The following is a 23250-nucleotide window of genomic DNA, read 5'->3' as shown; positions in this document are numbered from 1 at the left end:
GTTGTGGATGCGGGCCGTGCCCGCAATGCCTTCCTGCCTGCCTACTTCTTGTTGTTCTTCTCGCGCAGCGCTTCGAGCAGCGCCACCGCGCGGTCGGTGCGCACGTCGTGCTCGGCCGCCATCTGCCTGGCGACCGCGTCGATCTCCTCGCCGGTGGCGCCGGCCACCAGCGCGATGTTGCGTGCGTGCAGCGCCATGTGGCCGCGCTGGATGCCCTCGGTGGCCAGCGCGCGCAAGGCGCCCAGGTTCTGCGCAAGGCCCACGGCCGCGGCGACTTCGCCGAGCTCCTGCGCCGACTGCACGCCGAGGACCTTCAGCGCCAGCCGCGCCAGCGGATGCGTCTTGGTGGCGCCGCCCACCAGCCCCACCGGCATCGGCAGCTCGATGGTGCCGACCAGGGCGCCGGTGTTGTCCTTCTCCCAGGTGGTGAGCGAGGTGTAGCGGCCATGGCGGCAGGCGTACGCGTGCGCGCCGGCCTCGACCGCGCGCCAGTCGTTGCCGGTGGCGACGATCACCGGGTCGATGCCGTTCATGATTCCCTTGTTGTGCGTGGCCGCGCGGTAGGGGTCGACGGCCGCGAAGGTGTACGCGTCGATCACGCCTTCCACCACCTCCTCGCCGCTGCGCTCGCGCGTGGCCATCACGCTGGGCGCGAGCCGCACGCGGGCGCGCGCCAGCCGCAGGTCCGCGAGGTTCGACAGGATGCGCAGCCGCACCGTGCCGCCCGTGAGCTCCTCGACCAGCGGCGACACCGCTTCGGCCATGGTGTTGACCGTGTTCGCACCCATCGCGTCGCGCACGTCGACGATCAGGTGCATCACCACCATCGCGCCGCGCGGCGTGCTCTCGAACACATGCACCTCGATGTCGCGGCAACCGCCGCCCAGGCCGATCAGAACCTTGTCGCGGCTGTTCGCCACCTCCAGGATGCGCTCGCGCGCCCGCAGCAGCGCGAGCCGCGCGCCGTGCGGGTCGCCGATGCCCACCACCTGCACCTGCGCGCGCATCAGCGGCCCGGTGCTCGATGCCTCGAAGCCGCCGCCTTCGCGCGCCAGCTTGGCCATGAAGGAGGCGGCGGCGACCACCGAGGGCTCTTCCACCGCCATCGGCACCAGGTACTCGCGGCCGTTCACCACGAAGTTGCCGGCCACGCCCAGCGGCAGCTCGAAGGTGCCGATGACGTTCTCGATCATGCCGTTGGCGCGGTCGATGCCCAGGGCGTCGGGCCGGGCGAGCAGGGCGGCCTCGTCGCTGGCGAGCGAGGCGGCGCGCGCGATGTGTTCGAGGCGTTGCGCGGGTGTCAGCGCGCGGAAGTTGGGAAGGCGGGAGTCGGCGACCATCGTTGCGTGTCTCTTCTGAATGCGAGTTCGGGAGCAGGCAATTTAGGCCGGCTGTACCGCCGCCGGAAGGCACAGTTTGGCGGGACAGTGCGGACAGCGCGGACAGTGGGTGGCTGTTCGAGCCGGCTGTGTCACAGTCGCAGGCCATGACCACCATCGCCGATTCGCTCGCCAGCGCCATCGAACGCCAGATCGCGAGCGGCGCCTACAAGGCCGGCGACAAGCTGCCCTCGCTGCGCGAACTGGCGCAGTTGCATGGCTACGCCAAGAACACCGTGGTCGCGGCCTTCGAGCTGCTGGTGTCGCGCGGGCTGGTCGAGCCCAGGCGCGGCTCGGGCTACTTCGTGTGCGCGCGGCCCTCGTCTCCCGGGCCCGCAGAGGAAGACGCCGGCAGCCTCGGCCGCGCGATGGACATCGTGTGGCTCATGCGCGAGCAGCTCAAGACCGAGCCCGACGCGATCGCCGTGGGCGACGGCTTCCCGCCGGTCGAATGGCTGGCCGACGTGCGGCTCGACAAGTACCACCCCAAGGTCGTGCGCACGGGGCTCGGCGCGCTCTTTCGCTACGGCAGCCGCTTCGGCTATGCGCCGCTGCGCGACCACCTCGTGCGCAAGCTGGCCGACTTCGGCATTGGCGCCGAGCCGCGGCAGATCGTGCTCACGCACGGCGCCAACGAGGCGATGGACATCGTCATCCGCTATTTCGTGCCGCCCGGCGGCAAGGTGCTGGTGGACGACCCGGGCTACTACCCGCTGTTCGGCAAGCTCAAGCTCGCGGGCGCGCAGGTGCTGGGCGTGCCGCGCCTGGCCGACGGGCCCGACCTTGAAGCGCTGGAGCGCCTGCTCATTGCCGAGCGGCCGCGCCTCTTCTTCACCCAGTCGATCGCGCACAACCCCACGGGTTCCGACATCTCGCCCGCCAAGGCATTCCGCGTGCTGCAGCTCGCGCAGAAGCACGACCTGCTGATCGTCGAGAACGATCCGCTGGCCGACTTCAAGCCCACCGCGCTGCCCCGGCTGGCCGCGCTCGACCAGCTGGAGCGCACCATCTACATCGGCAGCTTCTCCAAGTCGTTCTCGGCCGCGCTGCGCGTGGGCTTCATCGCCTGCGGTGCCGACCTCGCGAGCGACCTCGCCGATCTGAAGGCGCTGATCCACGTGAGCAGTTCGGAATACGCCGAGCGCACCGTCGATGTCATCCTCAGCGAAGGCCACTACCAGCGGCACCTGAACCGGCTGCAAATGCGGCTGGGCGAAGCCACGCGCAACGCCATCAAGCTGCTGGAGTCGGTCGACGCCGAGGTGTTCGCGCGCAGCCCGCAGTCGCTCTACGTGTGGGCCGCGCTGCCTGGCGTGGCCGACTCGCTGGCCTTCGCCAGGGAGCTGCTGCCGCGCAAGATCGTGATGGCGCCGGGGCGCATCTTCGCCGTCGATTCGACCCAGGTATCGCGCTGGTCGCGCTTCAATGTCGGCGCCATGGCCGACCCGCGCTTCGCGAAGGCGCTGCGCACCACGCTGCGCCGCATCGGCCAGGGGTAGGCCGGGTTTTCAGCGCCCGAACTCGCCATGGCGCCCCGAGCCACTGGCAAAGCGCGCGGCGCCGGCCTGTCCTTCGGAAAAGACCACCGGCACGCCCAGCGCGCCCTCGCGGCGCAGGGCATCGGCCAGCGGCATGTCCCATTGCTCGTAGGCGGAGCGGCGGTCGGCCAGCATGCACCGCTGCGGGAAGGCGGCGAGTTCGCGTGCCAGTTGCTGCGCGGCGACCAGCGCGCCGCCGGGCGGCGTCATGCGGTTGACCAGGCCCATCGCCAGCGCCTCGGGCGCGCCCACCGGACGGCCCGAGAGGATCATGTCGAGCGCGCGCCCCATGCCCACGATGCGCGGCAGCCGCACCGTGCCGCCGTCGATCAGCGGCACGCCCCAGCGACGGCAGAACACGCCGAACACCGCGTCCTCGTCGGCCACGCGCAGGTCGGCCAGCAGCGCGAGTTCGAGGCCGCCCGCCACCGCGAAGCCGTTCACCGCCGCGATCAGCGGCTTCGACAGCGCCATGCGCGTGGGCCCCATCGGGCCGCTGCCGCCGCCCTCGGGGTCGAGCTCGTTGCGGCGGGCGGGGTCGCCCACGGCGGAGAGGTCGGCGCCCGCGCAGAAGTTGCCGCCCGCGCCGGTCAGCACCGCGACGCGCAGCGCATCTTCGGCCTCGAACTGGCCGAAGGCCTGGCGCAGTTCGGCCGCCACCAGGCCGTCGACCGCGTTGCGCTTGTCGGGCCGGTTCAGGGTGATGGTGCAGACGGCGCCATCTGTGTCGCAGCTCACGTATTGCATGGCCATGCGCGCATCCTTCCGGGCAAAATTACATGCTCGATCGCTCACGATGATCGTAGGAAATATTTCTCTCTCCTGCAAACATGGACAAAGTATGTAATGTGCCGGTCGCCGTCCCCAGCGCGCCCGACCTGATCCTCGATCTTCTGGTGGCCGACGGCGGCACGCTGAGCGCGCAGGCGCTGTGCCGCGCGGGCGCGCTCATGGGCATCGGCGAATCCACCTTGCGCGTGGGCCTTACGCGGCTCGCGGCCGAAGGCAAGATCGCGCGCGGCGAGCGCGGCAGCTACATGCTCGACCGCAAGGGCGCGGCGCTGTCGCGCACCGTCGATGCCTGGCGCAACCGGCAGGCGCAGACCGTCGCATGGCGCGGCGACTGGCTCGCGGTGCACGACGCGGGCGTGCCGCGCGCCAACAAGACCGCGTGGCGCCACCATGCGCTCGCACTGTCGCTGCGCGGCTTTGCCGCACTGCACCCGGGCCTGCACATCCGGCCCGACAACCTCTCGGGCGGCCTCGCGGCCGAGCGCAAGCATCTGGCGGCACTGGGGCTGTCTTGCGACGCGCTGGTGTTCCGCATCGCCGACCTCGACGAAGCGGCGCAGGCGGCCGCGCGCAAGCTGTGGAACGTGCGCGCCATGGAGGCCGACTACCGCCGCCTGCAGACGGGCGTGGAGCGTAGCGAGAAGCGGCTCGCCACCCAGAAGCTCGAGACCGCGACGCGCGAGTCGCTGCTGCTGGGCCGCGCCGTGATCGCGCACATCATCCGCGATCCGCTGCTGCCGGCCGAGCTCATGTCGACCGCGCCCCGCGCCGCGCTGCTCGCCGCCACCCGGCGCTACCAGGACAAGGCGCTGGTGCTGTGGCGCAAGTGGCTGGCGCAGCCGTAGCGTTCTCGTTCAGTGCAGGGTGGCGAGTTCGTCGAACTGCACCACGCCTTCCTTCATGACGAGCGGAATGCGCTCGCCCTGGCCCAGCAGGCAGCCGATGTCGCGCAGCGGGTTGCCGTCCACCACCAGCAGGTCGGCCAGCGCGCCGGGCACCAGCCGGCCCAGGCGGTCGCCCATGCCCAGTATCTCGGCACCCACCGTGGTCGCGCTGGCGATGGCCTCGGCCGGCGACAGCACCTCGGCACGCAGGCGGAACTCGTCGCTCTGCAGCCGCTGCGATTCGCCCAGCAGGTCGGAGCCGTAGCCCATCTTCACGCCGGCCGCCTTGTAGATCTCCAGCGAGCGCAGGCCGGCCTCGCGCACGCTGGCGACCTTCGCCACGCTCTCCGGCGGCAGGCCCAGGCTCTCGCCCTCGGTGGCCAGCGCGTCGTAGGTGACGAGCGTGGGCACCACGTAGGCGCCGAGCTGCGCCATGAGCGTGGCGGTGGGCGCGTCGACGAGGTTGCCGTGCTCGATGGTGCGCACGCCGCAGCGCACGGCACGCGCGATGGCGGCTGCCGTGTAGGCATGCGCCATCACGTAGGTGTCGCGCCCCTGCGCCTCGGCCACGATGGCGCGAATCTCGTCCTCGCTGTAGCCGAAGGCGCCCACCGGGTCGGTGGGCGAGGCCACGCCGCCCGAGGCCATGATCTTGATCTGGTCCGCGCCCATCTGAAGCTCCTCGCGCACCGCCTTGCGCACCGCGTCCACGCCGTCGGCCACGCGCGCGAGCGCGCCGACGCGCACGCAGGTGGCGCACACGCCGTCGCCGTTGCCCATGTAGTCGGAGCGCGCGCGCATGTCGCCGTGGCCGCCGGTCTGGCTCAATGCGCGGCCCGAGACGAAGAGGCGCGGGCCCTGCGCCAGCCCGGCATCGACCGCCTGCTTGAAGGCGAAGCCCGCGCCGCCCGCGTCGCGCACCGTGGTGAAGCCGCGCCGCAGCATGCCGCGCAGGATCGGCACGCTGCGCAGCGTCACCAGCACGTTGGGCATATGCACCTGCCGCGCGAGGTTGAGTTCCACCGCGATCACATGCACGTGCAGGTCGATGAGGCCGGGCATCACGGTCTTGCCCTTCACGTCGATGGCGCGGGCCGAGGAGCTGTGGATGGGCTTGTCGGAAACCTCGCGCACCACGCCGTCCTCCACGAGGATATGGTGGTCTTCCAGCAGCTCGACGCGCTGCGGGTCGAGCAGATGGGCGTTCTGGAACAGTACGGCGTTCGTCATGGTGAAGGGGCTCCTGTGAAGGCGTTCATTCAGGCATTCAGTCGGCGGCGGCCATCAGTGCCGGCACCGCGAGCTGCGCGAATACGCGCGCGGTCTCGACGTGCTGCGTGCCGTACCAGTTCTCCTGGTGCAGCAGGTTCAGCGTGCCCAGTGTCTCGCCGCGCCAGCGCAGCGGAATGTTCAGCACGCTGCGGCAGCCCAGCGACTCGATGAGCGCATGGTCGAAGAACACGTCGCGTATGTCGTCGGCCGTGCGGCCGATGTAGGGCTGGCCCTGCTGCATCACCTGCTGCATCCAGGGCGAATCGGTGATCGGCTTGCGCCCGCCCACCGGGTAGGCATCGCGCATGTTGGTGTAGACGCGCTCCGACTCGCGCGCCGCGCGGTGATGGACCAGGATCGTGAAGAGCCGGTGGCCCACGGTGGCGGCCAGCGCCTTGTCGATGGCGTCGAAGGTGGCCTGCGGCTGCTGCGTCTCGGCGTGCGCGCGTGCCACGGCCGAGAGCGATTCGTCGATGAGATTGCTGTTCACGTTCGGTTGCATGGGTGTCTGGTCGATGTCTCTCAGGAAAGCTCCGCTGCCGCGATGTCTTCCAGCGAGCGGCCGCGCGTGGGAATGCCCATGAAGGTGACGGCCGCCGCGCCCAGCAGCAGCACGGCGGTCGTCATGCCGAACACGCCCGCGAAGCCCAGCGAGGGGTAGATGAAGCCCACCAGGATCGGCGCCGTGATGCCGCCGATGCGCCCGATGGCCGAGGCCAGGCCGGAGCCGGTCGCGCGCACCTGCGTCGGGAACACCTCCGGCGTGTAGGCATAGACGCCAGCGTAGGTGCCGTTCATGAAGAAGGACAGCAGCACGCCCGCCGCCATGATCTGCGTGTCGCTGTGCGTGAAGGCCAGGCCCAGCGCCGCGATGCCGCCCAGCAGCATGTAGCCCACGATGGTGGCCTGCCGGCCGATCTTCTCGTTGAGCCATGCGGCGGAGAAGTAGCCAGGGATCTGCGCGAGGTACATCACCAGCGAATAGCCGAAGCTCTTGGTGATGGTCATGCCGTTCTGGATCAGCAGGCTCGGTATCCAGGTGAAGAAGGAGTAGTAGCTGAAGGTGATCGACAGCCACATCAGCCACGTCATGACGCTGATGCGCATCAGCTTGCGCGAGACCAGCGTGGCGTAGTTCTTCAGCAGGCCGCCGCGGCTGTTGCTGGGCGGTGGCGCGGCCACGTCTTCCTCGTTGAGCGCGGGCAGCGCGAGGCCACGGCGCACGGTGTCGGATTCCATCGCATCCACGATCGCGGCCGCCTCCGCCTGCCGCCCCTGGCTTTCGAGCCAACGCGGCGATTCCGGCAACGCGCGGCGCCACCACAGGAGCAGCAGCACCGGCATCGCGGTGATGAAGATCACGATGCGCCAGCCTTGTGCATGCGCCGGCACGATGAAGTAGCCCAGCAGCGCGGCGGCCACGAAGCCGAATGAGAAGAAACCCGCGAGCGCGCCGGTGAAGGTGCCCCGGTAGCGGCGCGCCACGAACTCCGAGAGGTAGGGCGCGATGATCGCGCTCTCGGCACCGGCGCCGAAGCCGGCCACGATGCGCAGGCCGAGGAACAGCGTCCAGCTGTCGACCATGCCGCTGAAGAGCGAGGCCACGCAGTAGATGGCGAGGGCCGACATCATCACCCTGCGCCGCCCGAACAGGTCGCCGCAGGTGCCGGCCGCGAGCGCGCCGAAGAAGAATCCGATGAAGTTCGCGCTGGCGAGCACGCCGATCTGCACGCTGCTGAGCCCCCATTCGGTGCGCAGCACCGGCAGCACGAAGGCGATCACGGCCGCGTCCATCGCGTCGAAGGTGTAGCCCAGGCCTCCCATGAGAAGCAGGCGCCGATGGAAACCGGAGAACGGCAGGCGCTCGATGCGGGCCGACAGCATGGTCATGTGAATCCCTCGACTTCGGTGGTGCGGAGAAGCGGCAGATCGTAGGATCGCGGGGATATCACGACAAATTTATATGCGTGATTGTGTTTATTGACTCTGTGAATGAATGGACGAAGAGGACGCGCGATGAACTACCGCAATGCCGACCTCAACCTGCTGAAGGTGTTCGAGGCCCTCATGACCGAGGGCAACGTCACGCGCGCGGCCAGCAAGCTGTCGCTGACGCAGCCCGCGGTCAGCAATGCGCTGCGCCGGCTGCGAGACACCTTCGACGATCCGCTCTTCGTGCGCAGCGGCGCGGGCGTCAACCCGACGCGGCGCGCCATCGACCTGTGGGAGCCGCTGTCGCAATCGCTGCATGCGATCCGCGCGACGTTGGACGTCGAGCAGTTCGACGCGCTGCGCAGCACGGCGAGCGTGAGCATCGCGATGTCCGACTACGTGTCGTCCATCGTGGTGCCGCGGCTGGCGCAACGGCTCGGCAAGGTCGCGCCGTCGATGCAGGTTCACGCCATTCCCAACACGCTGGTCGACTTCGGCCCGGTGCTGGCCGACAACAAGGCCGATTTCGCGATCAGCGTCTACAACGAGGAAGTGCGGCGGCCGGCGTTCCTCAAGTCACGGGCGCTGTGGTCGCCGGACTTTGTCTGCATCATGCGTGCCGGCCATCCGCTGGCGCGGGCCGAGAGGATTCCGCTGAAGAAATTCCTTGCCGCACGCCACGTGGACGTGAGCCTGGTCGGCAAGACCACGCCGACCTACGACCTGTTCCTGCGCAGCCGCGGATTGCAGCGCAACCTGGTCGCGACGGTCAACCACTACGGCGCGGCATACGAGGTGGTGCGCCGCTCCGACCTGATCGCGGTGCTTCCCTGGTCCGAGAAGTTCGAGCCTCCGCGCCTGACCGGCCTGCGCAAGATGCCTGTGCCGCTGGAGGCGCCGCCGCGCATCATCGAGCTGTTCTGGCACCAGCGCCATGAGACCTCGGGGCTGCACCGCTGGCTGAAGAACACGCTGCTGGAGCTGTTCGAGCAGGCCTGAGCGCTCCAGGAGAAGGAAGCGGTCAGCCTTCCAGCCGCACTACCTGTTCATCGCCCGATGTGCGTGCATGCAGCCGCTGCACATCGGCCGCGCGCCGCGTCAGCACCGCGCGCTGGTTGATGTAGCCCTTGTCGGTGATCTCGCCCGCGTCGAGGCTGGGCGGCTCTGCCAGCACCAGCGCGCAGGCGGGGCACTGCGAGGAGCCCGCGCCCTCGTTGCGCAGCGCGCGCAGCACGCTGGCGAGGCGTTCGCCCATGGCCTGCGGCGCAAGCGTGGCGCCCTGGGGGCTCGCGAACACCAGCATGCCGATCTCGTCGCGGTCGTGGCCGGTGAGCACGATGTCCTGCACATGCGGCGCGAGCAGCGACACCAGCTTCACGCGCAGCGTGCCCACGGACACCCAGGTGCCGGTGGAGAGCTTGAAGTCCTCCGCCACGCGGCCGTTGAAGATCACGCCCTGCGCGGGCTGCGACGGGTCGGCCAGGAAGCCTGCGTCGCCGATGCGGTAGTAGCCTTCTTCATCGAAAGCCTGCGCGGTTTCGCGCGGCGCATCGCGGTAGCCGGGGAACACCGAGACGCCCTTGACGCGCATCTCCAGCTTCTCGCCGTTGGGCACGAACTTCAGCTCCAGCCCCGGCAGCGGCGCGCCGATGCAGCCGGCGCCGTCGAGCTTCCAGTGTGCGGAAGTGATGGCGGGCGATGTCTCCGTTGCGCCCCACGAGGTGGTGAGCCACAGCGGCCGCGTGGGCCGCACGCGCGCCGCCACCGCTTCGAGCCGCTTCCAGGTGGAGGGCGCGAGCGCCGCCGCCGCGTAGAAGGCCAGGCGCAGGCGCGAGAGCACGTCGGCGGCCAGCGCCTCGTCGGCCTCCAGGAAAGGCAGCAGCATGTCGAAGCCGCGCGGCACGTTGAACAGCAGCGTGGGCTTCACCTCGCGCAGGTTGCGCACCGTCTTCTCGATCAGTCCCGGCGCAGGCCGGCCCTCGTCGATGTAGAGCGCGCCGCCGTGGCACAGCACCATGTGCAGGTTGTGGTTGGCGCCGAAGGTGTGGCTCCAGGGCAGCCAGTCGACCAGCACCGGCTTCTCCTGCGAAAGGAAGCGCCAGGTCTGCGCCATCATCTGCTGGTTGGCGCACAGCATGCGGTGCGTGTTGATGACCACCTTGGGCTTGCCGGTGGAGCCGGAAGTCAGCAGGTACTTGGCGTGCGTGTCGGGCAGCACGCCGGCGAAGGCTTCCATCACGGCGGGCGTTTCCTTCGCCGCGAGCAGGCTGTCGAAGGCGATGGCGCCCGGGTGCGCGCCGGCATTGAGGCTGAACACCGTGACGGCCTCCACGCCGCTGCCCGTGAGCGAGCCGCCGTACACCTTCGCGTCGGAGGCGTAGATGAGCGCGGGCTTCAGCGCCTGCAGCATGCCGTGCAGCCGCGAGGTGTCCTTCGCCATGCGCGAATAGGCGCTGGAGAGCGAGCAGGCGGCGCGCCCGACATGCATGGCCGCGAGCATCAGCACCACGTGGTCGATGGCGTTGTCCGAAAGAATCACCACCGGCTGGTCCGCCGGCAGCTTCATGTCGAGCAGCGCCTGCGCCACCGAGCCCACGGCCTGGCGCAGCGCGCGGTAGTCCAGCTTGCGCCAGCCTTCGCCGCTCTCGTCGCGCTCCGCGAAGGCCAGCGCGTCGGGCGTTTCGCTGGCCCAGCGTTCGATCCATTCGCCAATGCATCGCGCATACGGCTTCAGCGCCATCGGCGAGCGCAACGCGAAGGAGCCATCGTCGAAGTCGATGCGCACCGTGCGGGGTGGGGCGATCAGGTTTTCGTCGTGGAGGAAGTCGGTCATTTTTTTGTTCCGGGTTTTGTTCGGGGTGCGTGCACAGGCCACCGGGTACTCCCCTCCGCGAATGTCCCCCGCCCTTCGGGCTCCTCCTTTATTTCGCTGCGGGGAGCACCCGGTGCCCTGTTCACGATGGACGCCATGCTTATGCGGGCCGATCCCTCTGGGCGTGATCGCGCCCCGAACAAGGCGCTCAACACCCGACAAGAGCAAGGTTCCATCTAATCGAGCTTGCCGGTATCAGCCTTCGCGCGAATCAGGTTTAACAGCAGGGTGTCACGGGCCGATTCGAGATCGCCAGTTCGGCGTGCACCCAACTCCTGTGACACGCCTTGCGCCACCTTCTGCTTGAGCTCGGCTGTCATCGACGGCGCCCCCAGGTCCTTCCACCAGTCCTCGATCGGCCCGCCCAGGTGCGCGAGCACATGCTCGATGCCGCCTGCGCCACCCGACAGATGCAGGTTCATGAACGGTCCCATCACCGCCCAGCGAAGGCCGGGCCCGTGCGCGATGGCGGTGTCGATGTCGGCCACGCTCGCCACGCCCTGGTCGACGAGGTGGAAGGCCTCGCGCCACAGCGCCGCCTGCAGCCGGTTCGCGATGTGGCCTTTCACCTCGCGCTTCACGTGGATCGGCCGCTTGCCGATGGCCGCGTAGAAGGCCATCGTGCGCTCGATGACTTCGGCCGAGGTCTGCTCGCCGCCGATCACTTCCACCAGCGGAATCAGGTGCGGCGGGTTGAACGGATGCCCCAGCACCACGCGCTGCGGATGCGCGCAGCCCGACTGCACGCCGCTGATCGCAAGGCCCGAGGAGCTGGATGCAAGGATCGTCTCCGGCGGCGCGGCCGCATCCATGCGGCGGAACAGCTCGATCTTGAAATCCATGCGCTCGGGGCCGTTCTCCTGCACGAAGTCGGCCACCGACACTGCGTCTTCCAGGCTGTCGTGAAAGCGCAGGCGGTCGACGGACGCGCCGGGCGCGAGGCCGAAGCGCTCCAGCGTGGGCCAGTGCTTCGCCACCGCCTCGCGCAGCCGCTCTTCGGCGCCGGGCGAGGGGTCGGTCGCGTTCACGTCGAGCCCGTGCGCGAGGAAGTGCGCGACCCAGCTCGCGCCGATCACGCCGGTGCCGACCACCGCCACGCGCTTCACGCCGGTCGAGGAAGACGAAGAAGATGCGGATGCGTTCATGCTCATGACGATTTCCACCGCGCGCAGCGGCTCTCGGCCCTGGTCGTCCATGCGGCCTCGCCGCGGATGGGCTCGACCACCTTGTAGTAGTCCCAGGGCTCCTTCGATTCGGCCGGCGTCTTCACCTGCATCAGGTGCATGTCGTGCACCATCAGCCCGTCGTCGCGCAGCCAGCCGCCCTTGACGAACATGTCATTGAACTTCGTCTTGCGCAACTGCGCCATCACCTTGTCGGGGTCGTCGGTGCCGGCTGCCTTCACCGCCTGCAGGTACTGCAGCGCGGCCGAGTAGTCGCCGGCATGGAAGGAGGAGGGCATGCGCTTGTGCTTGTCGAAGAAGCGGCGCGCCCATTCGCGCGACTCGGGGCTCTGGTTCCAGTACCAGCTGTCGGTGAGGTACATGCCTTGCGATGCCTTCAGGCCCAGCGCATGCACGTCGTTGATGGTGATGATCATGCCGGCCAGCTTCATGTTCTTGCCGAGGCCGAACTCCGCCGCCGACTTGATGGCGTTCACCGTGTCGCCGCCCGCGTTGGCCAGCGCCAGCACCTGCGCCTTCGAATTCTGTGCTTGCAGCATGAAGGACGAGAAATCGCTCGCGCCCAGCGGATGCTTGACCGAACCCGACACCGTGCCGCCGCTGGCCAGCACGGTCTTGGTTGCATCGTTCTGCAGCGCCGCGCCGAAGGCGTAGTCGGCCGCCACGAAGTACCAGCTCTTGCCGCCGGCCTTGACCACCGCGCTCGCGGTGCCGCGGGCCATGGCCACCGTGTCGTAGGCGTAGTGCACCGTGTAGGGCGAGCAGTACTCGTTGGTGAGGCTCGACGCACCCGAGCCCACCACGAAGTACGGCTTCTTCTTGTCGGCCGCCACGCCCGCCATGGCGATGGCCGCGCCTGAGTTGACGCCGCCGATCAGCATGTCGACCTTCTGCACGTCGAACCACTCGCGAGCCTTCGCGGCGGCGATGTCGGGCTTGTTCTGGTGGTCGGCAGTGACCAGCTCGATCTTCTTGCCGCCGATGGCGCCGCCCATGTCGGCAATCGCCATGCGGATGGCCTCGGCACCGGCCGGGCCGTCGTAGTCGCGGTAGATGCCCGACATGTCGCTGATGAAGCCGATGCGGATCACGTCGTCCGACACCTGGGCCGAGGCGCCTGCGGCGAATGCCGTGCCGAGCACCAGGGCCAGTGCGGTGCGGGAAATGTTCATTCGATCTGTCTCCGTTCTTTGTTCTTTTGCGTGCCGGTTCAGCCCAACGCGAACTCGGGCCTCGGCGTGCCTACCCGCGGCAGGCCCATCATCTGTCGCGCCTCGGCGGGCGTGGCCACTTCCATGTCGAGCTCGCGAATCACGCGCACGATGCGCTCGGTGAGCTGTACGTTGGTGGCCAGCTCGCCCTGGCGGAAGTAGAGGTTGTCTTCCAGGCCCACGCGTGCGTGGCCGCCCAGCAGCAGCGCCGCCACGTTGGCCTCCAGCTGCGAGGGGCCGATGCCGCTCACGCAGAAGATGCTGCCCTTGGGCAGCGTGTCGACCATCATCTGCAGGAAGCGCGGCGAATACGGCATCGCGTTCTGGAAGTTGCGGTGCACGTTCATCACCAGGTTGATGAAGTAGGGCTCGTCGTCGTGGCCCTCGCCGATCAGCGTGGTCGTGTCCTGCAGGATGTGCGTGGGGCTGAACACCTCCCATTCGGGCTTGATGCCGCGCGCCTTCATGCCGGCGGCCAGCTCGCGGCCGCGGGTGATGGGCGTGTCCATCAGGATCTGCCTGCCCTCGAAGCTCAGGTTGAGCGTGGTGGCGTCCAGCGTGCACATCTCGGCGCCGGCGTCCATGCCCTTGATGCGCTCTTCCCAGGCGATCTCCCAGCGGTCGCCCGCCAGCGGCTTCACCATGTCGCCGTGCACGCCGCCGCCGGTGGAGTTGTTGATGACGATGTCGCAGCCGGCCGCGCGGATGCGGCTGTTGATATCGCGGTACACGTTGGCGTCGCAGGTGGCGCCGTCGTCCGGGCGGCGCGCGTGGATGGCGACCACGCTGGCGCCGGCGTTCCAGCAGCGCAGCACGTCGGCCGCGATCTCGGCGGGCTGGGTGGGGAGGTGGGGGTTCTGCGACTTGTGCGCCATGCCGCCGGTGGGGGCGATGGTCACGATCACTTTGCGCTTCGACATGCTCGGGCTCCTGGTGTCTTTCATGGGGGCCGCGCTATTATTTTTGGGTGCGCAGGCACACTCAGTCATCGCGACGACATTTGGGCTCAGGGTTTACGCACCCGCGCCTTCAGGAGCTTTCATTCCATGCCCACGACGAAGCCGGCCCCCAGGGCGGCATCGCTGACCATCCCGCAATTGCTGCAAGGCTCGGCCTGGTTCCCGCTGCTCGACGTGAGCGCGGGCGAGCGCGTGCTCGACGAGATGCGCGAGGTCGAGGTGGCGGCCGGTGCCGCGCTGTGCCGGCGCGGCGACACGCCGATGCACTGGTACGGCACGCTCGAAGGCCTGCTCAAGTGGTCGATCACCTCCAGCGACGGGCGCTCCGTGACCTTCGGCGGGCTCTCGGTCGGCAGCTGGTTCGGCGAAGGCACACTGCTGCGCGCACTGCCGCGCTCGGCCGACATCATCGCGCTGCGGCCCAGCCGGGTGGCGGCGCTGCCGCTGGAAACCTTCGAGTGGCTGCACCGCACGCAGCGCGGCTTCGATCACTTCCTGCTGCAGCAGATCAACGAGCGGCTGCACTGGTTCATGGGCAACTACGCGGCGCACCGCCTGCTCGACGCCGACAGCCAGGTGGCGCGCGCGCTGGCGGGGCTGTTCCACCCCTGGCTGCACCCGGGCAGCGAGCCGCACCTGCAGACCTCGCAGGAGGAGATCGCGAACCTGTCGGGCGTGTCGCGCCAGCGCTGCAATGCGGCGCTGAACCGGCTGAGGGAAGCGGGGTTCCTCCGCATCGAATACGGCGGCATCACCGTGATCGACCTCGAAGGGCTGCGGCGGTTCATCAGCGAATGAGAGCTCGCTCCCTCTCCCATCGGGGAGAGGGTTGGGGTGAGGGCTGCGGCGTCCATTCGAGTGCGGCGTCTCATTGGAGGCACTCACCCTCACCCTGGCCCTCTCCCGCAAGCGGGAGAGGGAAGTAACACCCGCTCAGCGCACGTGGTGCGACGGTGCCCGTTCGTAAACCGGCGTGTCGATCCCTTCCATGCGCGCCTTCAGCTGCAGCGCCAGGAACTGCGAGTAGTGCCGCGACTGGTGCAGGTTGCCGCCGTGGAACCACAGGTTGTCGACCTGCGTGGGCTTCCACATGTTGCGCAGCTCGCCTTCCCACGGGCCCGGATCTTTCGGCGTATCTGAGCCCAGGCCCCAGCACTTGCCGACCTTGTCGGCGATCTCCGGCGAGATCAGGTCGGCCAGCCAACCGTTCATCGAGCCGTAGCCGGTGGCGTACACCAGCAGGTCGGCCGGCAGCTCGGTGCCGTCGGTCAGCGTGACCGAGCGCTCGTTCACCCGCTCGATGTTCACGCCGCTCTTCAGATGGATGCTGCCGTTGGCCACCAGCTCCGAGGCGCCCACGTCGATGTAGTAGCCCGAGCCGCGCCGCAGGTACTTCATGAAGAGGCCCGAGCCGTCGACGCCGAAGTCCAGCAGGAAGCCCGCCTTCTCGAGCCGCGCGTACAGGTCGGCGTCGCGCTTCTTCATCTCCTCGTACACCGGGATGTGGAAGGTGTGCATGATCCTGTAGGGCACCGACGCGAAGATCAGGTCGGCCTTGTGGTGGTCGATGCCGTTCTTCACCGCCTGCTCCGAATAGAGCCCGCCCAGCGCCAGCTCCATCAGCGACTGCGAGGGCGCGATGTGCGTCGACGAGCGCTGGATCATCGTCACGTCCGCGTCGTGCTCCCACAGCGCCGCGCAGATGTCGTGCGCCGAATTGTTCGAACCCAGCACCACGCACTTCTTGCCGGCATAGGCCTCGGGCCCGGGATGCTGGCTGGAGTGGTGCTGGTCGCCCTTGAAGTTCTCCGCGCCCGCCACCTTCGGCACGTTCGGGTAGCCCGACACGCCCAGCGCGAACACCAGCTGCCTCGGCCGCAGCACCACCGGCTTGCCCTCGCGCTCGACTGTCACTTCCCAGCGCTGCGTTGCCTCGTCGAAGCGCGCCTTCTTCGCGGTGGTGGAACTCCAATAGTTGAGCTCCATGATCTTCGTGTACATCTCCAGCCAGTCGCCGATCTTGTCCTTGGGCGCGAACACCGGCCAGTCGTCGGGGAAGGGCATGTAGGGCAGGTGGTCGTACCAGACCGGGTCGTGCAGGCACAGCGACTTGTAGCGCTTGCGCCAGGAGTCGCCGGCTTTCGCGTTGCGCTCCACGATGATCGTCGGCACGCCCAGCCGCCGCAGCCGCGCGCCCAGCGCGATGCCGCCCTGGCCGCCGCCGATGATCACCACCTCGGGCTGCTCGGTGTAGCCCAGCGTTGCTTCTTCGTCGCGGCGCTTCTCCAGCCAGTTCTTGCGGCCCTTGTGCACGCCATGCTCCGCACCCTTGACGCGGTTGTCGCCCGTCTTCTCCTCGAAGCCCTTCAGTTCCGTCATGGTGGTGAGCAGCGTCCATGCCTTGCCGTTGCGCAGCCGCAGGTGGCCGCGCCCGCGCGCCACGCGCGTCTCGAAGGTGAACCATGCATCGACCACGCCATCGGCCTCGGTCGCCTCGCCCTCGACAGCGAAGGCCGTGGGCTGCGTGTCGGCCAGCCGCGCCTGCAGCATCGCGCGGATCGCCTCGGGGCCTTCCTGCGTGCGGATGTTCCAGGTGAAGGCGACGAGGTCGCGCCAGAAGCTGTCGGGCTCGAACAGCGAGACGGCCTTTTCGATGTCGCCGCCCGCGAGCGCGGCGGCGAAGTCGGTGAGCCATTGGGCCGCGGCCCGGGTGGGGCCGGTGGTGGGGTCTGTCATTGAGTGTCTCCGTTGCGTTGTTGATGGATGCGCGGCGCCTTGGGGGCGGCGCGGCATGCATTGCGCAGATTTCGTGCCGTGCGAGGGGCGACGATGGATCAATGACTTGCGCGGGGTTTTGTCGCAGCGGAAGCGTTTGTCGCACGCCGCATGCGACGAAGACGAGACAACTGTCGCAGCGCGTCTCAGGCGTCCGCCAACGGCCGGCCCTCTCGCCTGCGCGGCGGCGCGATGCCGTGGCGCTTCATGTGCCGGTACACCGTGGCACGGCTCAGGCCAAGTTCGTCGGCCGCACGTGCCACGTGCCATCGGTGGCGCCTGAGAAGTTCGATCAGCTCGGTGGCGGCGATGCCGTCTGCGTCGTCGGACGAAGGGGCGGCGACACGGGCCGCGATGGCCGGGGCGACGTTGCCCGATCGTGCGGGTAACTGGAGCTGGATGTCTTCTGCGCTGACCCGTCCATCGCTGCACAGCGCCAGCGCCAGCCTCAGCACATTGCGCAGCTCCCGCAGGTTGCCCGGCCAGTCGTGCGCCAGCAGCCGTCGCATCGCGTCTTCAGACAGCCGCGCGGGCGAAGACATCGCCGCAGCCTCCTCGTTGAACATGCCCTCGATCAGATAGCGCATGTCGCCGCGCTCGCGCAGCGGCGGCAGCTTCAGCACCGCGCCGCACAGCCGGTAATAGAGATCCTCGCGGAAGCGCCCCGAGGCCACCAGCCCGGGCAGGTGCCGATGCGTCGCGGCCACCACGGCGATGTCCACGCGCTGAGGCGACTCGGCGCCCAGCGGCAGCACCTCGCCTTCGGAGAGCACGCGCAGCAGTCGCGTCTGCAGCGCCATCGGCATGTCGCCGATCTCGTCGAGGAACAGTGTGCCCCGGTCGGCCTGCGCGATCAGGCCCTTCATGCCCTTGGCGCGGCCGCCCGTGAAGCTGCCGGGCGTGTAGCCGAACAGCTCGCTCTCGATCAACGAATCGGGAATGGCCGCGCAGTTCACCGCCACGAAGGGCATCGCCGCGCGGTTGCTCGCGCCGTGCAGCGCGCGGGCCAGCACTTCCTTGCCGCTGCCGGTCTCGCCCTCGACCAGCACGTGGATGCCCCGGTCCACCAGGCGGCGCGCCTGCGCGAGCAGCTTCTGCATCGCCGGATCGTCGCCCGCGATGCGCTCCAGCGGCGGCAGGCGGTCGTTCGGGCGTGCGGCGGGTGACGCAGGGGCGGCGACCGAAGGCCTGCGCACGCGTGGCGCCAGCAGCGACGCGTGGTACTCGCCGCCACCGGGCAGCAGCACCGTGTGGGCAGAGGGCATGGCCGACGCGCCGCCATTGCCGATGCGCCAGATCGCATCCATCGGCATGTGCAGCCATTCGGATATCGCGCCGCCCAGCGCTCGCCCCGCGAAGGCCTGCCGCGCACCGCCGTTCGCGCCCACCACGGTGCCGCCTTCGTCGAAGGCCAGCATCACCTCGCCCGCCACGTCGACGAGCCCGAAGGCGCTGCCCAGCCGCAGGATCCAGTGGCCGCGGAAGCTGCGCAGAAAGTCGGCGTCCTCGATCATCCGCGCGTAGATGGCCACCAGGTGCCGCACGAGATGCTGGCTTTCCCTGGCTTCGGGCGAACGCAGCGCCGACACGTCGAGGATCGCCGTGAGCTTGCCGCTGTGGTCGAACAGCGGTGCGGTGGTGCAGGTGAGCGCGATGTGCGTGGCGTCGAAGTGCTCGGTCTGGTGGCAGGTCATCGGCTGGCGCTCCACCAGACAGGTGCCCACGCCGCAGGTGCCCGCGTGCGCCTCGTTCCAGTCGGCGCCCAGGTAGAGGCCGGCCTTGCGCAGCTGGTCGTCCCACGCGGGGTTGCCGATGTAGTCGACGGTGATGCCTTCGGCGTCGGTCAGCAGCACCATGTAGCCCAGGTCGGCCACGCGGCGATAGATGTCCTCCATGCCTGCGCGCGCGGCGCGCAGGAAATGTTCGAGCTGCTGTTGGTGCGCGCGCACCTCCTGCGCCGGGAGGATGCGCGCGGGCGTCGGCTTCGACGGATCGAGCCCGTGGTCGCGCACGCAGCGCGCCCACGACTTGTGGACCAGGCTCTGCGCCGGATCGGCCACCAGCGCGGTGCCGGTGGCAATGGAGTAGACGTTGTCGATGTGGCGCGATTGCAGGGACGTCATGCGCAGCCTCGCGAGTGGAGGGGAATGGGGTGCGCACGGCCAGGCCGGGGCCGTGCAGCCGTCCATCATTCGGCTGTCGCGCTGTCGCAGGACAGAGGTGAAACCCGGTGGAGAACCCCTTCGGTTACGCTTCCTGACGATTGCCTTTTCGCAGTCGAGGAGGTTTGCGCATGTCACAGGTCCTGCTGGAGGGCTACACCGTAGACGAAGTTCTTCAGTTGCCGAATGAAGAACTCCAGGCGATCGTTCTGAAAGACGAGCCACTCGTTTTCAACGCGGGCAGCGCCAACATGCTCGGCCGGTTCAAGGTGGATGGCGACGCGCTGGTCATGGAGCTTGCGCACATCGATGGTGGCGGCGAGGGCGCGTTGCCGAGCGTGGCGTCGCTGGCCAATCGCTATGCCAGGCGTGAAGGCCTGGCCTTCGTCGAGTGGCGGGTTCATGCGGTGCATTGCGCGAATCCCAACCTCAAGCTTCGGCGTGTTCTGGAAAAACGCGGCTTCGTCGTTCGCAGCATTCCGAAAACGGGGGAGTGCTATTGGTTGCGAGTGCCGGTCGACGCGGTGTCGCAAGCGGGCCATTGAACCGGTAGTTGGCATGGCGTCACCCGAATCCATCCACCAGCTTCTCACCGTGGCGGCCAGATTGCTCGACCGTGCAGCGTCGGAGATACGGGACGCCAGGCTCGAACCCGTTCGAGGAAACATCGGGCGGATCGGCGAGATCCTTGCCGGGATATTCGAGATCGAGCAGCAGATATACCTGCTCCGGCCCGAACTGAAGCCAGCCTATCTGAACGCGCCCTCGCCATACCCGGAGTCCAACAAGCTGCTCACGCGCTTCATGTTCGAGGCGTGCCAGCTCGAAGATGCAGGGGAGTTCGGTCGTGCCATCGAAAAGTACGAGGAGTACCTGTCGCTCGAAGAGTCAACACATCACCGCGAAATTGCGGAAGGCGAGATTCGAAGGCTTTCGAAAAGAGACGACCCTTGAATCCCGAGCATCCCGGTATCGATTTTCAGACGCCGAGCAGCTCCTCCAGCGCATGCGGCTCGCCCCACAGATCCGCCGACGCTCCATGCCGCACGATCTGCCCCTTCTCCATCACCACCGCGAGATCGGTGTTCGCGAGCACCTTGCGGTAGTCGCGGTCGACGATCAGCGTGGCGATGCCTGTTGCGCGGATCTCGCCGATCACGCGCCAGATCTCGGCCACGATCAGCGGCGCGAGGCCTTCGGTGGCCTCGTCGAGGATCAAGAGGCGCGGGTTGGTCATGAGCGCGCGGCCGATGGAGAGCATCTGCTGCTCGCCGCCCGAGAGCTGCTGGCCGCCGTTCGAGAGCCGCTCGGACAAGCGCGGGAAGGTTGCCATCACGCGGTCGAAGGTCCATTCGCGGCGGCCATCGATGCCCGCGCGCTCGCTCATCACGAGGTTCTCGCGCACCGACAGGTTGGGGAAGATGCCGCGCCCCTCGGGCACGTAGCCTATGCCCAGTCGTGCCATCTTCTCGGGCGGCAGGCCGGTGACGGTGCGGCCGTCGACCTGCACTTCGCCCGACGCGGGGCGCACGTAGCCCATCATGGTGCGGATCAGCGTGGTCTTGCCCATGCCGTTGCGCCCGAGCAGGCCGACCGAGGTGGCCGCAGGAATGCCGGCATGCACGCCGCGCAGGATGTGGCTGTTGCCGTAGTAGGTGTTGAGGTCGCGTACGAGCAGCATCAGTGGTCTTCCCCAAGATAGGCGGTGCGCACTTCCGGGTTCTCGCGGATCTCGGTCGGGTTGCCCGTGGCGATGACCGCGCCGTTCACCATCACCGTGATGCGGTCGGCGATGCGGAACACGGCGTCCATGTCGTGCTCCACCAGCAGGATCGCGTGCGTGGCCTTCAGCCGCGCGAGCAGCGTGAGCATGCGGTCGGTTTCCTCGGCGCCCATGCCGGCGAGGGGCTCGTCCAGCAGCAGCACGCGCGGGTTGGTGGCCAGGCACATCGCCACTTCGAGCTGGCGCTGCGCGCCGTGACTCATGGTGCCGGCGATGCGCTGCGCCTCGTGCGCGAGGCCGGCGGCCTCCAGCGCCGCGTCGGCCGAAGCGCTGCTGGTGGCGCAGCCGCGCGACGACTGCCAGATCGCCCAGGGCTTCGGCGTGGCGGCCTGCGCGGCGAGCCGGCAGTTCTCGTGCACGCTGAACTCCGGGAAGATGGTGGTGCGCTGGTAGCTGCGGCCCACGCCGTCGCGCGCGCGCTTCCATTGCGCGCGGCCGGTGATGTCCACGCCCTCGAGCGTGATGCGGCCCTCGCTGGCCTCGATCTCGCCCGAGAGCATGTTGATGAGCGTGGACTTGCCGGCGCCATTGGTGCCGATCACGGCATGCACCTCGCCCACGTGCAGATCGAGCGTGACGGCGTTGACGGCGGTGAGGCCGCCGAAGCGGCGCGTGAGCTTCTCGACGGAAAGCAGTGCGGTGGTCGTCGTCATGCGGCCCCCTTCGGCGACAGACGCTGCACCAGGCCGATCAGGCCCTTGGGCAGCAGCGCCACGAACACGATGATCGTGAGCCCCAGCGTCAGCTGCCAGTGGTCGGCCAGCGGGCCCATCACCGCATGCGTGGAGAAGATTTCCTTCAGCAGCGTGAACGCCACCGCACCGATCACCGCGCCGCGCAGGTGGCCGAGGCCGCCGAGGATCACCATCAGCAGCACCTCGCCCGAGTTGTGCCAGGCCATCAGCTCGGGGTTGACCACGCCGTCGCGCGAGGCCAGCAGGAAGCCCGCGAGCCCGGCCAGCGCACCGGCCAGCACGAAGGCCGCGAGCTTGTAGCCGTACACCGCGAAGCCGGCGGCGCGCATGCGCTGCTCGTTCACGCGGATGCCCGCCAGCGCCGCGCCGAAGCGCGATCGCCGGATGAGCGCCAGCAGGGCGTAGGTGAACACCAGCGAGGCCAGCACCACGTAGAACAGCACGGTGCGGTTCTCCAGGTCGAGCGCGCCGATGGCCGGCCGCACGTACATGTAGATGCCGTCGCTGCCGCCGCCGACCTTGGTGTCGTGGAACACGAAGAAGGCCATCTGCGCGAAGGCCAGCGTCACCATGATGAAGTACACGCCGCGCGTGCGCAGGCTCAAAGCGCCGACGAAGAGCGCGTAGAGCGCCGCCGCGCCCATGGACAGCGGCAGCAGCAGCGCGAAGTTGCCGCCCTCGTTGCCCGAGGCCAGCACCGTCACGTAGGCGCCGATGCCGTAGAACGCCGCATGGCCCAGGCTCACGAGACCGGTCATGCCAACGAGCAGCTCCAGGCTCAGCGCGAAGATCGAGAGGATCATCACCTTCACGATGAAGTCCGATGCGTAGTTGCCCATGAGCGGGCCGGCGACGCCGATGGCGACCGCGCAGGCCACGGGCAGCAGGAATGAACTCTTCTTCATGGCCGTCATGCCCGCTTCCCCATCAGCCCCTCGGGCTTCCAGATCAGCACGATGGCCATCAGCAGATAGATCCCGATGCCGCTCAGGTCCGCGAAGAACACCTTGCCGAAGGTGTCGACGAAGCCCACCAGCAGCGAGGCCACCAGCGCCCCGGTGATGGAGCCGATGCCGCCGATCACCACCAGCACGAAGCAGATGATGAGCACGCTCGCGCCCATGTTCGGATACACCGAGGACATCGGCGCGGCGATCATGCCGGCCAGCGCCGCGAGCGCCACGCCCGCGGCGAACACGATGCGGTAGAGCCGCTTCACGTCGATGCCCAGGCCGCGCACCATGTCGCGGTTGCTCGCGCCGGCGCGGATCATCATGCCCAGGCGCGTGCGGTTCACCACCCAGTACAGGCCCACGGCCAGCACGATGCAGGCGGCCGACGCGAAGAGCCGGTACCACGGGTAGCTCATGACGCTGCCCAGCGCGAAGCTGCCGTCGAGCCACGCGGGCACCTTCACGCCGTGCACGTCGTTGCCCACGAGGATGGAGCGCAGCTCCTCGAACACCAGGATCAGGCCGTAGGTCATGAGCACCTGCTGCAGGTGATCACGCTGGTAGAGGTAGCTGAAGAAGGCCCATTCGAGCAGGTAGCCGAAGACGGCCGCCAGCACCACGCCGGCCACCAGCATCAGCAAAAACTGGTCGCCGAACAGCGGCGCGAGCGAGAACGCCATGTACGCGCCGATCATGTAGAAGCTCCCGTGGGCGAGGTTGATGACGCCCATGATCCCGAAGATCAGCGTCAGCCCCGAGGCCACGAGGAAGAGAAGCAGTCCGTACTGAACCGAGTTCAGACACTGGACAAGAAAGGTTCCGAAATCCACGAGGAGGTTCTCTCAGGGCGGGATCGTTG

21 protein-coding genes are annotated in these 23250 nt (G+C 68.5%); 6 read left to right on the top strand and 15 right to left on the bottom strand.

The features are described 5' to 3' along the window. Positions 1-41: 41 nt before the first annotated feature. Entirely contained in the window at positions 42-1340 is a 1299-nt protein-coding gene (locus tag AC1VNX_RS00590) for a hydroxymethylglutaryl-CoA reductase, degradative (protein ID WP_483155001.1), read from the bottom strand. A gap of 146 nt (positions 1341-1486) precedes the next feature. Between AC1VNX_RS00590 and AC1VNX_RS00585 the strand changes: the two genes are divergently transcribed. Beyond that, positions 1487-2878 (top strand): aminotransferase-like domain-containing protein, encoded by a 1392-nt coding sequence (locus AC1VNX_RS00585; protein WP_483155000.1) that lies wholly within the window; start codon positions 1487-1489, stop codon positions 2876-2878. A 9-nt stretch (positions 2879-2887) separates the two neighbouring features. Here AC1VNX_RS00585 and AC1VNX_RS00580 read toward each other — a convergent pair whose 3' ends face one another. Then, entirely contained in the window at positions 2888-3670 is a 783-nt protein-coding gene (locus tag AC1VNX_RS00580) for a crotonase/enoyl-CoA hydratase family protein (protein ID WP_483154999.1), read from the bottom strand. Between the two features lie 95 nt (positions 3671-3765). Here AC1VNX_RS00580 and AC1VNX_RS00575 point away from each other — a divergent pair, with 95 nt between their 5' ends. Then, a complete protein-coding gene (locus AC1VNX_RS00575) occupies positions 3766-4554 on the top strand; it encodes a PaaX family transcriptional regulator (protein ID WP_483154998.1) in 789 nt (262 codons plus the stop codon). Between the two features lie 9 nt (positions 4555-4563). Here AC1VNX_RS00575 and AC1VNX_RS00570 read toward each other — a convergent pair whose 3' ends face one another. The 3 genes from AC1VNX_RS00570 to AC1VNX_RS00560 are packed head-to-tail and all read right to left on the bottom strand — an operon-like array spanning position 4564 to position 7755. Beyond that, positions 4564-5823 (bottom strand): metal-dependent hydrolase family protein, encoded by a 1260-nt coding sequence (locus AC1VNX_RS00570; RefSeq protein ID WP_483154997.1) that lies wholly within the window; start codon positions 5821-5823, stop codon positions 4564-4566. A 37-nt stretch (positions 5824-5860) separates the two neighbouring features. After that, on the bottom strand, positions 5861-6367 hold the full coding sequence (locus tag AC1VNX_RS00565; protein ID WP_483154996.1) for a GAF domain-containing protein: 507 nt from the start codon (positions 6365-6367) through the stop codon (positions 5861-5863). A gap of 20 nt (positions 6368-6387) precedes the next feature. Then, entirely contained in the window at positions 6388-7755 is a 1368-nt protein-coding gene (locus AC1VNX_RS00560; protein ID WP_483154995.1) for an MFS transporter, read from the bottom strand. 126 nt (positions 7756-7881) lie between these two features. On the opposite strand from AC1VNX_RS00560, the gene AC1VNX_RS00555 reads away from it, so the two are divergent. Further along, entirely contained in the window at positions 7882-8796 is a 915-nt protein-coding gene (locus tag AC1VNX_RS00555) for a LysR family transcriptional regulator (protein ID WP_483154994.1), read from the top strand. Positions 8797-8818: 22 nt separating this feature from the next. On the opposite strand, the gene AC1VNX_RS00550 is transcribed toward AC1VNX_RS00555, so the two are convergent. From AC1VNX_RS00550 to AC1VNX_RS00535, 4 genes are all read right to left on the bottom strand, one after another. Next, positions 8819-10630, bottom strand: coding sequence for a feruloyl-CoA synthase (locus AC1VNX_RS00550; RefSeq protein WP_483154993.1), 1812 nt, complete (start codon positions 10628-10630; stop codon positions 8819-8821). 215 nt (positions 10631-10845) lie between these two features. Then, complete coding sequence (locus tag AC1VNX_RS00545) at positions 10846-11814, bottom strand: 3-hydroxyacyl-CoA dehydrogenase NAD-binding domain-containing protein (protein ID WP_483161851.1); 969 nt, start codon at positions 11812-11814, stop codon at positions 10846-10848. 2 nt (positions 11815-11816) lie between these two features. Further along, positions 11817-13025, bottom strand: a complete 1209-nt coding sequence (locus AC1VNX_RS00540) for an ABC transporter substrate-binding protein (RefSeq protein ID WP_483154992.1) — start codon at positions 13023-13025, stop codon at positions 11817-11819. A 38-nt stretch (positions 13026-13063) separates the two neighbouring features. After that, a complete protein-coding gene (locus AC1VNX_RS00535; RefSeq protein ID WP_483154991.1) occupies positions 13064-13984 on the bottom strand; it encodes a beta-keto acid cleavage family enzyme in 921 nt (306 codons plus the stop codon). 126 nt (positions 13985-14110) lie between these two features. Here AC1VNX_RS00535 and AC1VNX_RS00530 point away from each other — a divergent pair, with 126 nt between their 5' ends. Beyond that, positions 14111-14821: a Crp/Fnr family transcriptional regulator gene (locus tag AC1VNX_RS00530; RefSeq protein WP_483154990.1), complete on the top strand. Its 711-nt coding sequence runs from the start codon at positions 14111-14113 to the stop codon at positions 14819-14821. Between the two features lie 135 nt (positions 14822-14956). On the opposite strand, the gene AC1VNX_RS00525 is transcribed toward AC1VNX_RS00530, so the two are convergent. Next, a complete protein-coding gene (locus tag AC1VNX_RS00525; protein WP_483154989.1) occupies positions 14957-16759 on the bottom strand; it encodes an NAD(P)-binding domain-containing protein in 1803 nt (600 codons plus the stop codon). A gap of 185 nt (positions 16760-16944) precedes the next feature. After that, the gene (locus AC1VNX_RS00520; protein ID WP_483154988.1) at positions 16945-18921 is read right to left on the bottom strand and encodes a sigma-54-dependent Fis family transcriptional regulator; all 1977 of its coding nucleotides are present in this window, start codon (positions 18919-18921) and stop codon (positions 16945-16947) included. Between the two features lie 170 nt (positions 18922-19091). Between AC1VNX_RS00520 and AC1VNX_RS00515 the strand changes: the two genes are divergently transcribed. After that, on the top strand, positions 19092-19505 hold the full coding sequence (locus tag AC1VNX_RS00515) for a hypothetical protein (RefSeq protein ID WP_483154987.1): 414 nt from the start codon (positions 19092-19094) through the stop codon (positions 19503-19505). A gap of 13 nt (positions 19506-19518) precedes the next feature. Beyond that, a complete protein-coding gene (locus tag AC1VNX_RS00510) occupies positions 19519-19914 on the top strand; it encodes a hypothetical protein (RefSeq protein WP_483154986.1) in 396 nt (131 codons plus the stop codon). A 25-nt stretch (positions 19915-19939) separates the two neighbouring features. On the opposite strand, the gene AC1VNX_RS00505 is transcribed toward AC1VNX_RS00510, so the two are convergent. Genes AC1VNX_RS00505 through AC1VNX_RS00490 form a run of 4 tightly spaced genes read right to left on the bottom strand, consistent with a single transcriptional unit; the run spans position 19940 to position 23221 of the window. Further along, a complete protein-coding gene (locus AC1VNX_RS00505) occupies positions 19940-20641 on the bottom strand; it encodes an ABC transporter ATP-binding protein (protein WP_483154985.1) in 702 nt (233 codons plus the stop codon). After that, positions 20641-21396: an ABC transporter ATP-binding protein gene (locus AC1VNX_RS00500; RefSeq protein WP_483154984.1), complete on the bottom strand. Its 756-nt coding sequence runs from the start codon at positions 21394-21396 to the stop codon at positions 20641-20643. Before AC1VNX_RS00500 ends, AC1VNX_RS00505 begins: the two co-directional genes overlap by 1 nt. After that, positions 21393-22352 (bottom strand): branched-chain amino acid ABC transporter permease, encoded by a 960-nt coding sequence (locus tag AC1VNX_RS00495; RefSeq protein ID WP_483154983.1) that lies wholly within the window; start codon positions 22350-22352, stop codon positions 21393-21395. The genes AC1VNX_RS00500 and AC1VNX_RS00495 overlap by 4 nt, the downstream gene beginning before the upstream one ends. After that, the gene (locus AC1VNX_RS00490; protein WP_483154982.1) at positions 22349-23221 is read right to left on the bottom strand and encodes a branched-chain amino acid ABC transporter permease; all 873 of its coding nucleotides are present in this window, start codon (positions 23219-23221) and stop codon (positions 22349-22351) included. The genes AC1VNX_RS00495 and AC1VNX_RS00490 overlap by 4 nt, the downstream gene beginning before the upstream one ends. Between the last annotated feature and the right edge of the window lie 29 nt (positions 23222-23250).

It is taken from the genome of Variovorax sp. TLI9-5A (assembly GCF_056867935.1).
The sequence above is the reverse complement of the archived record's forward strand: the minus strand, read 5'-3'. Positions and strand labels throughout refer to the sequence as shown.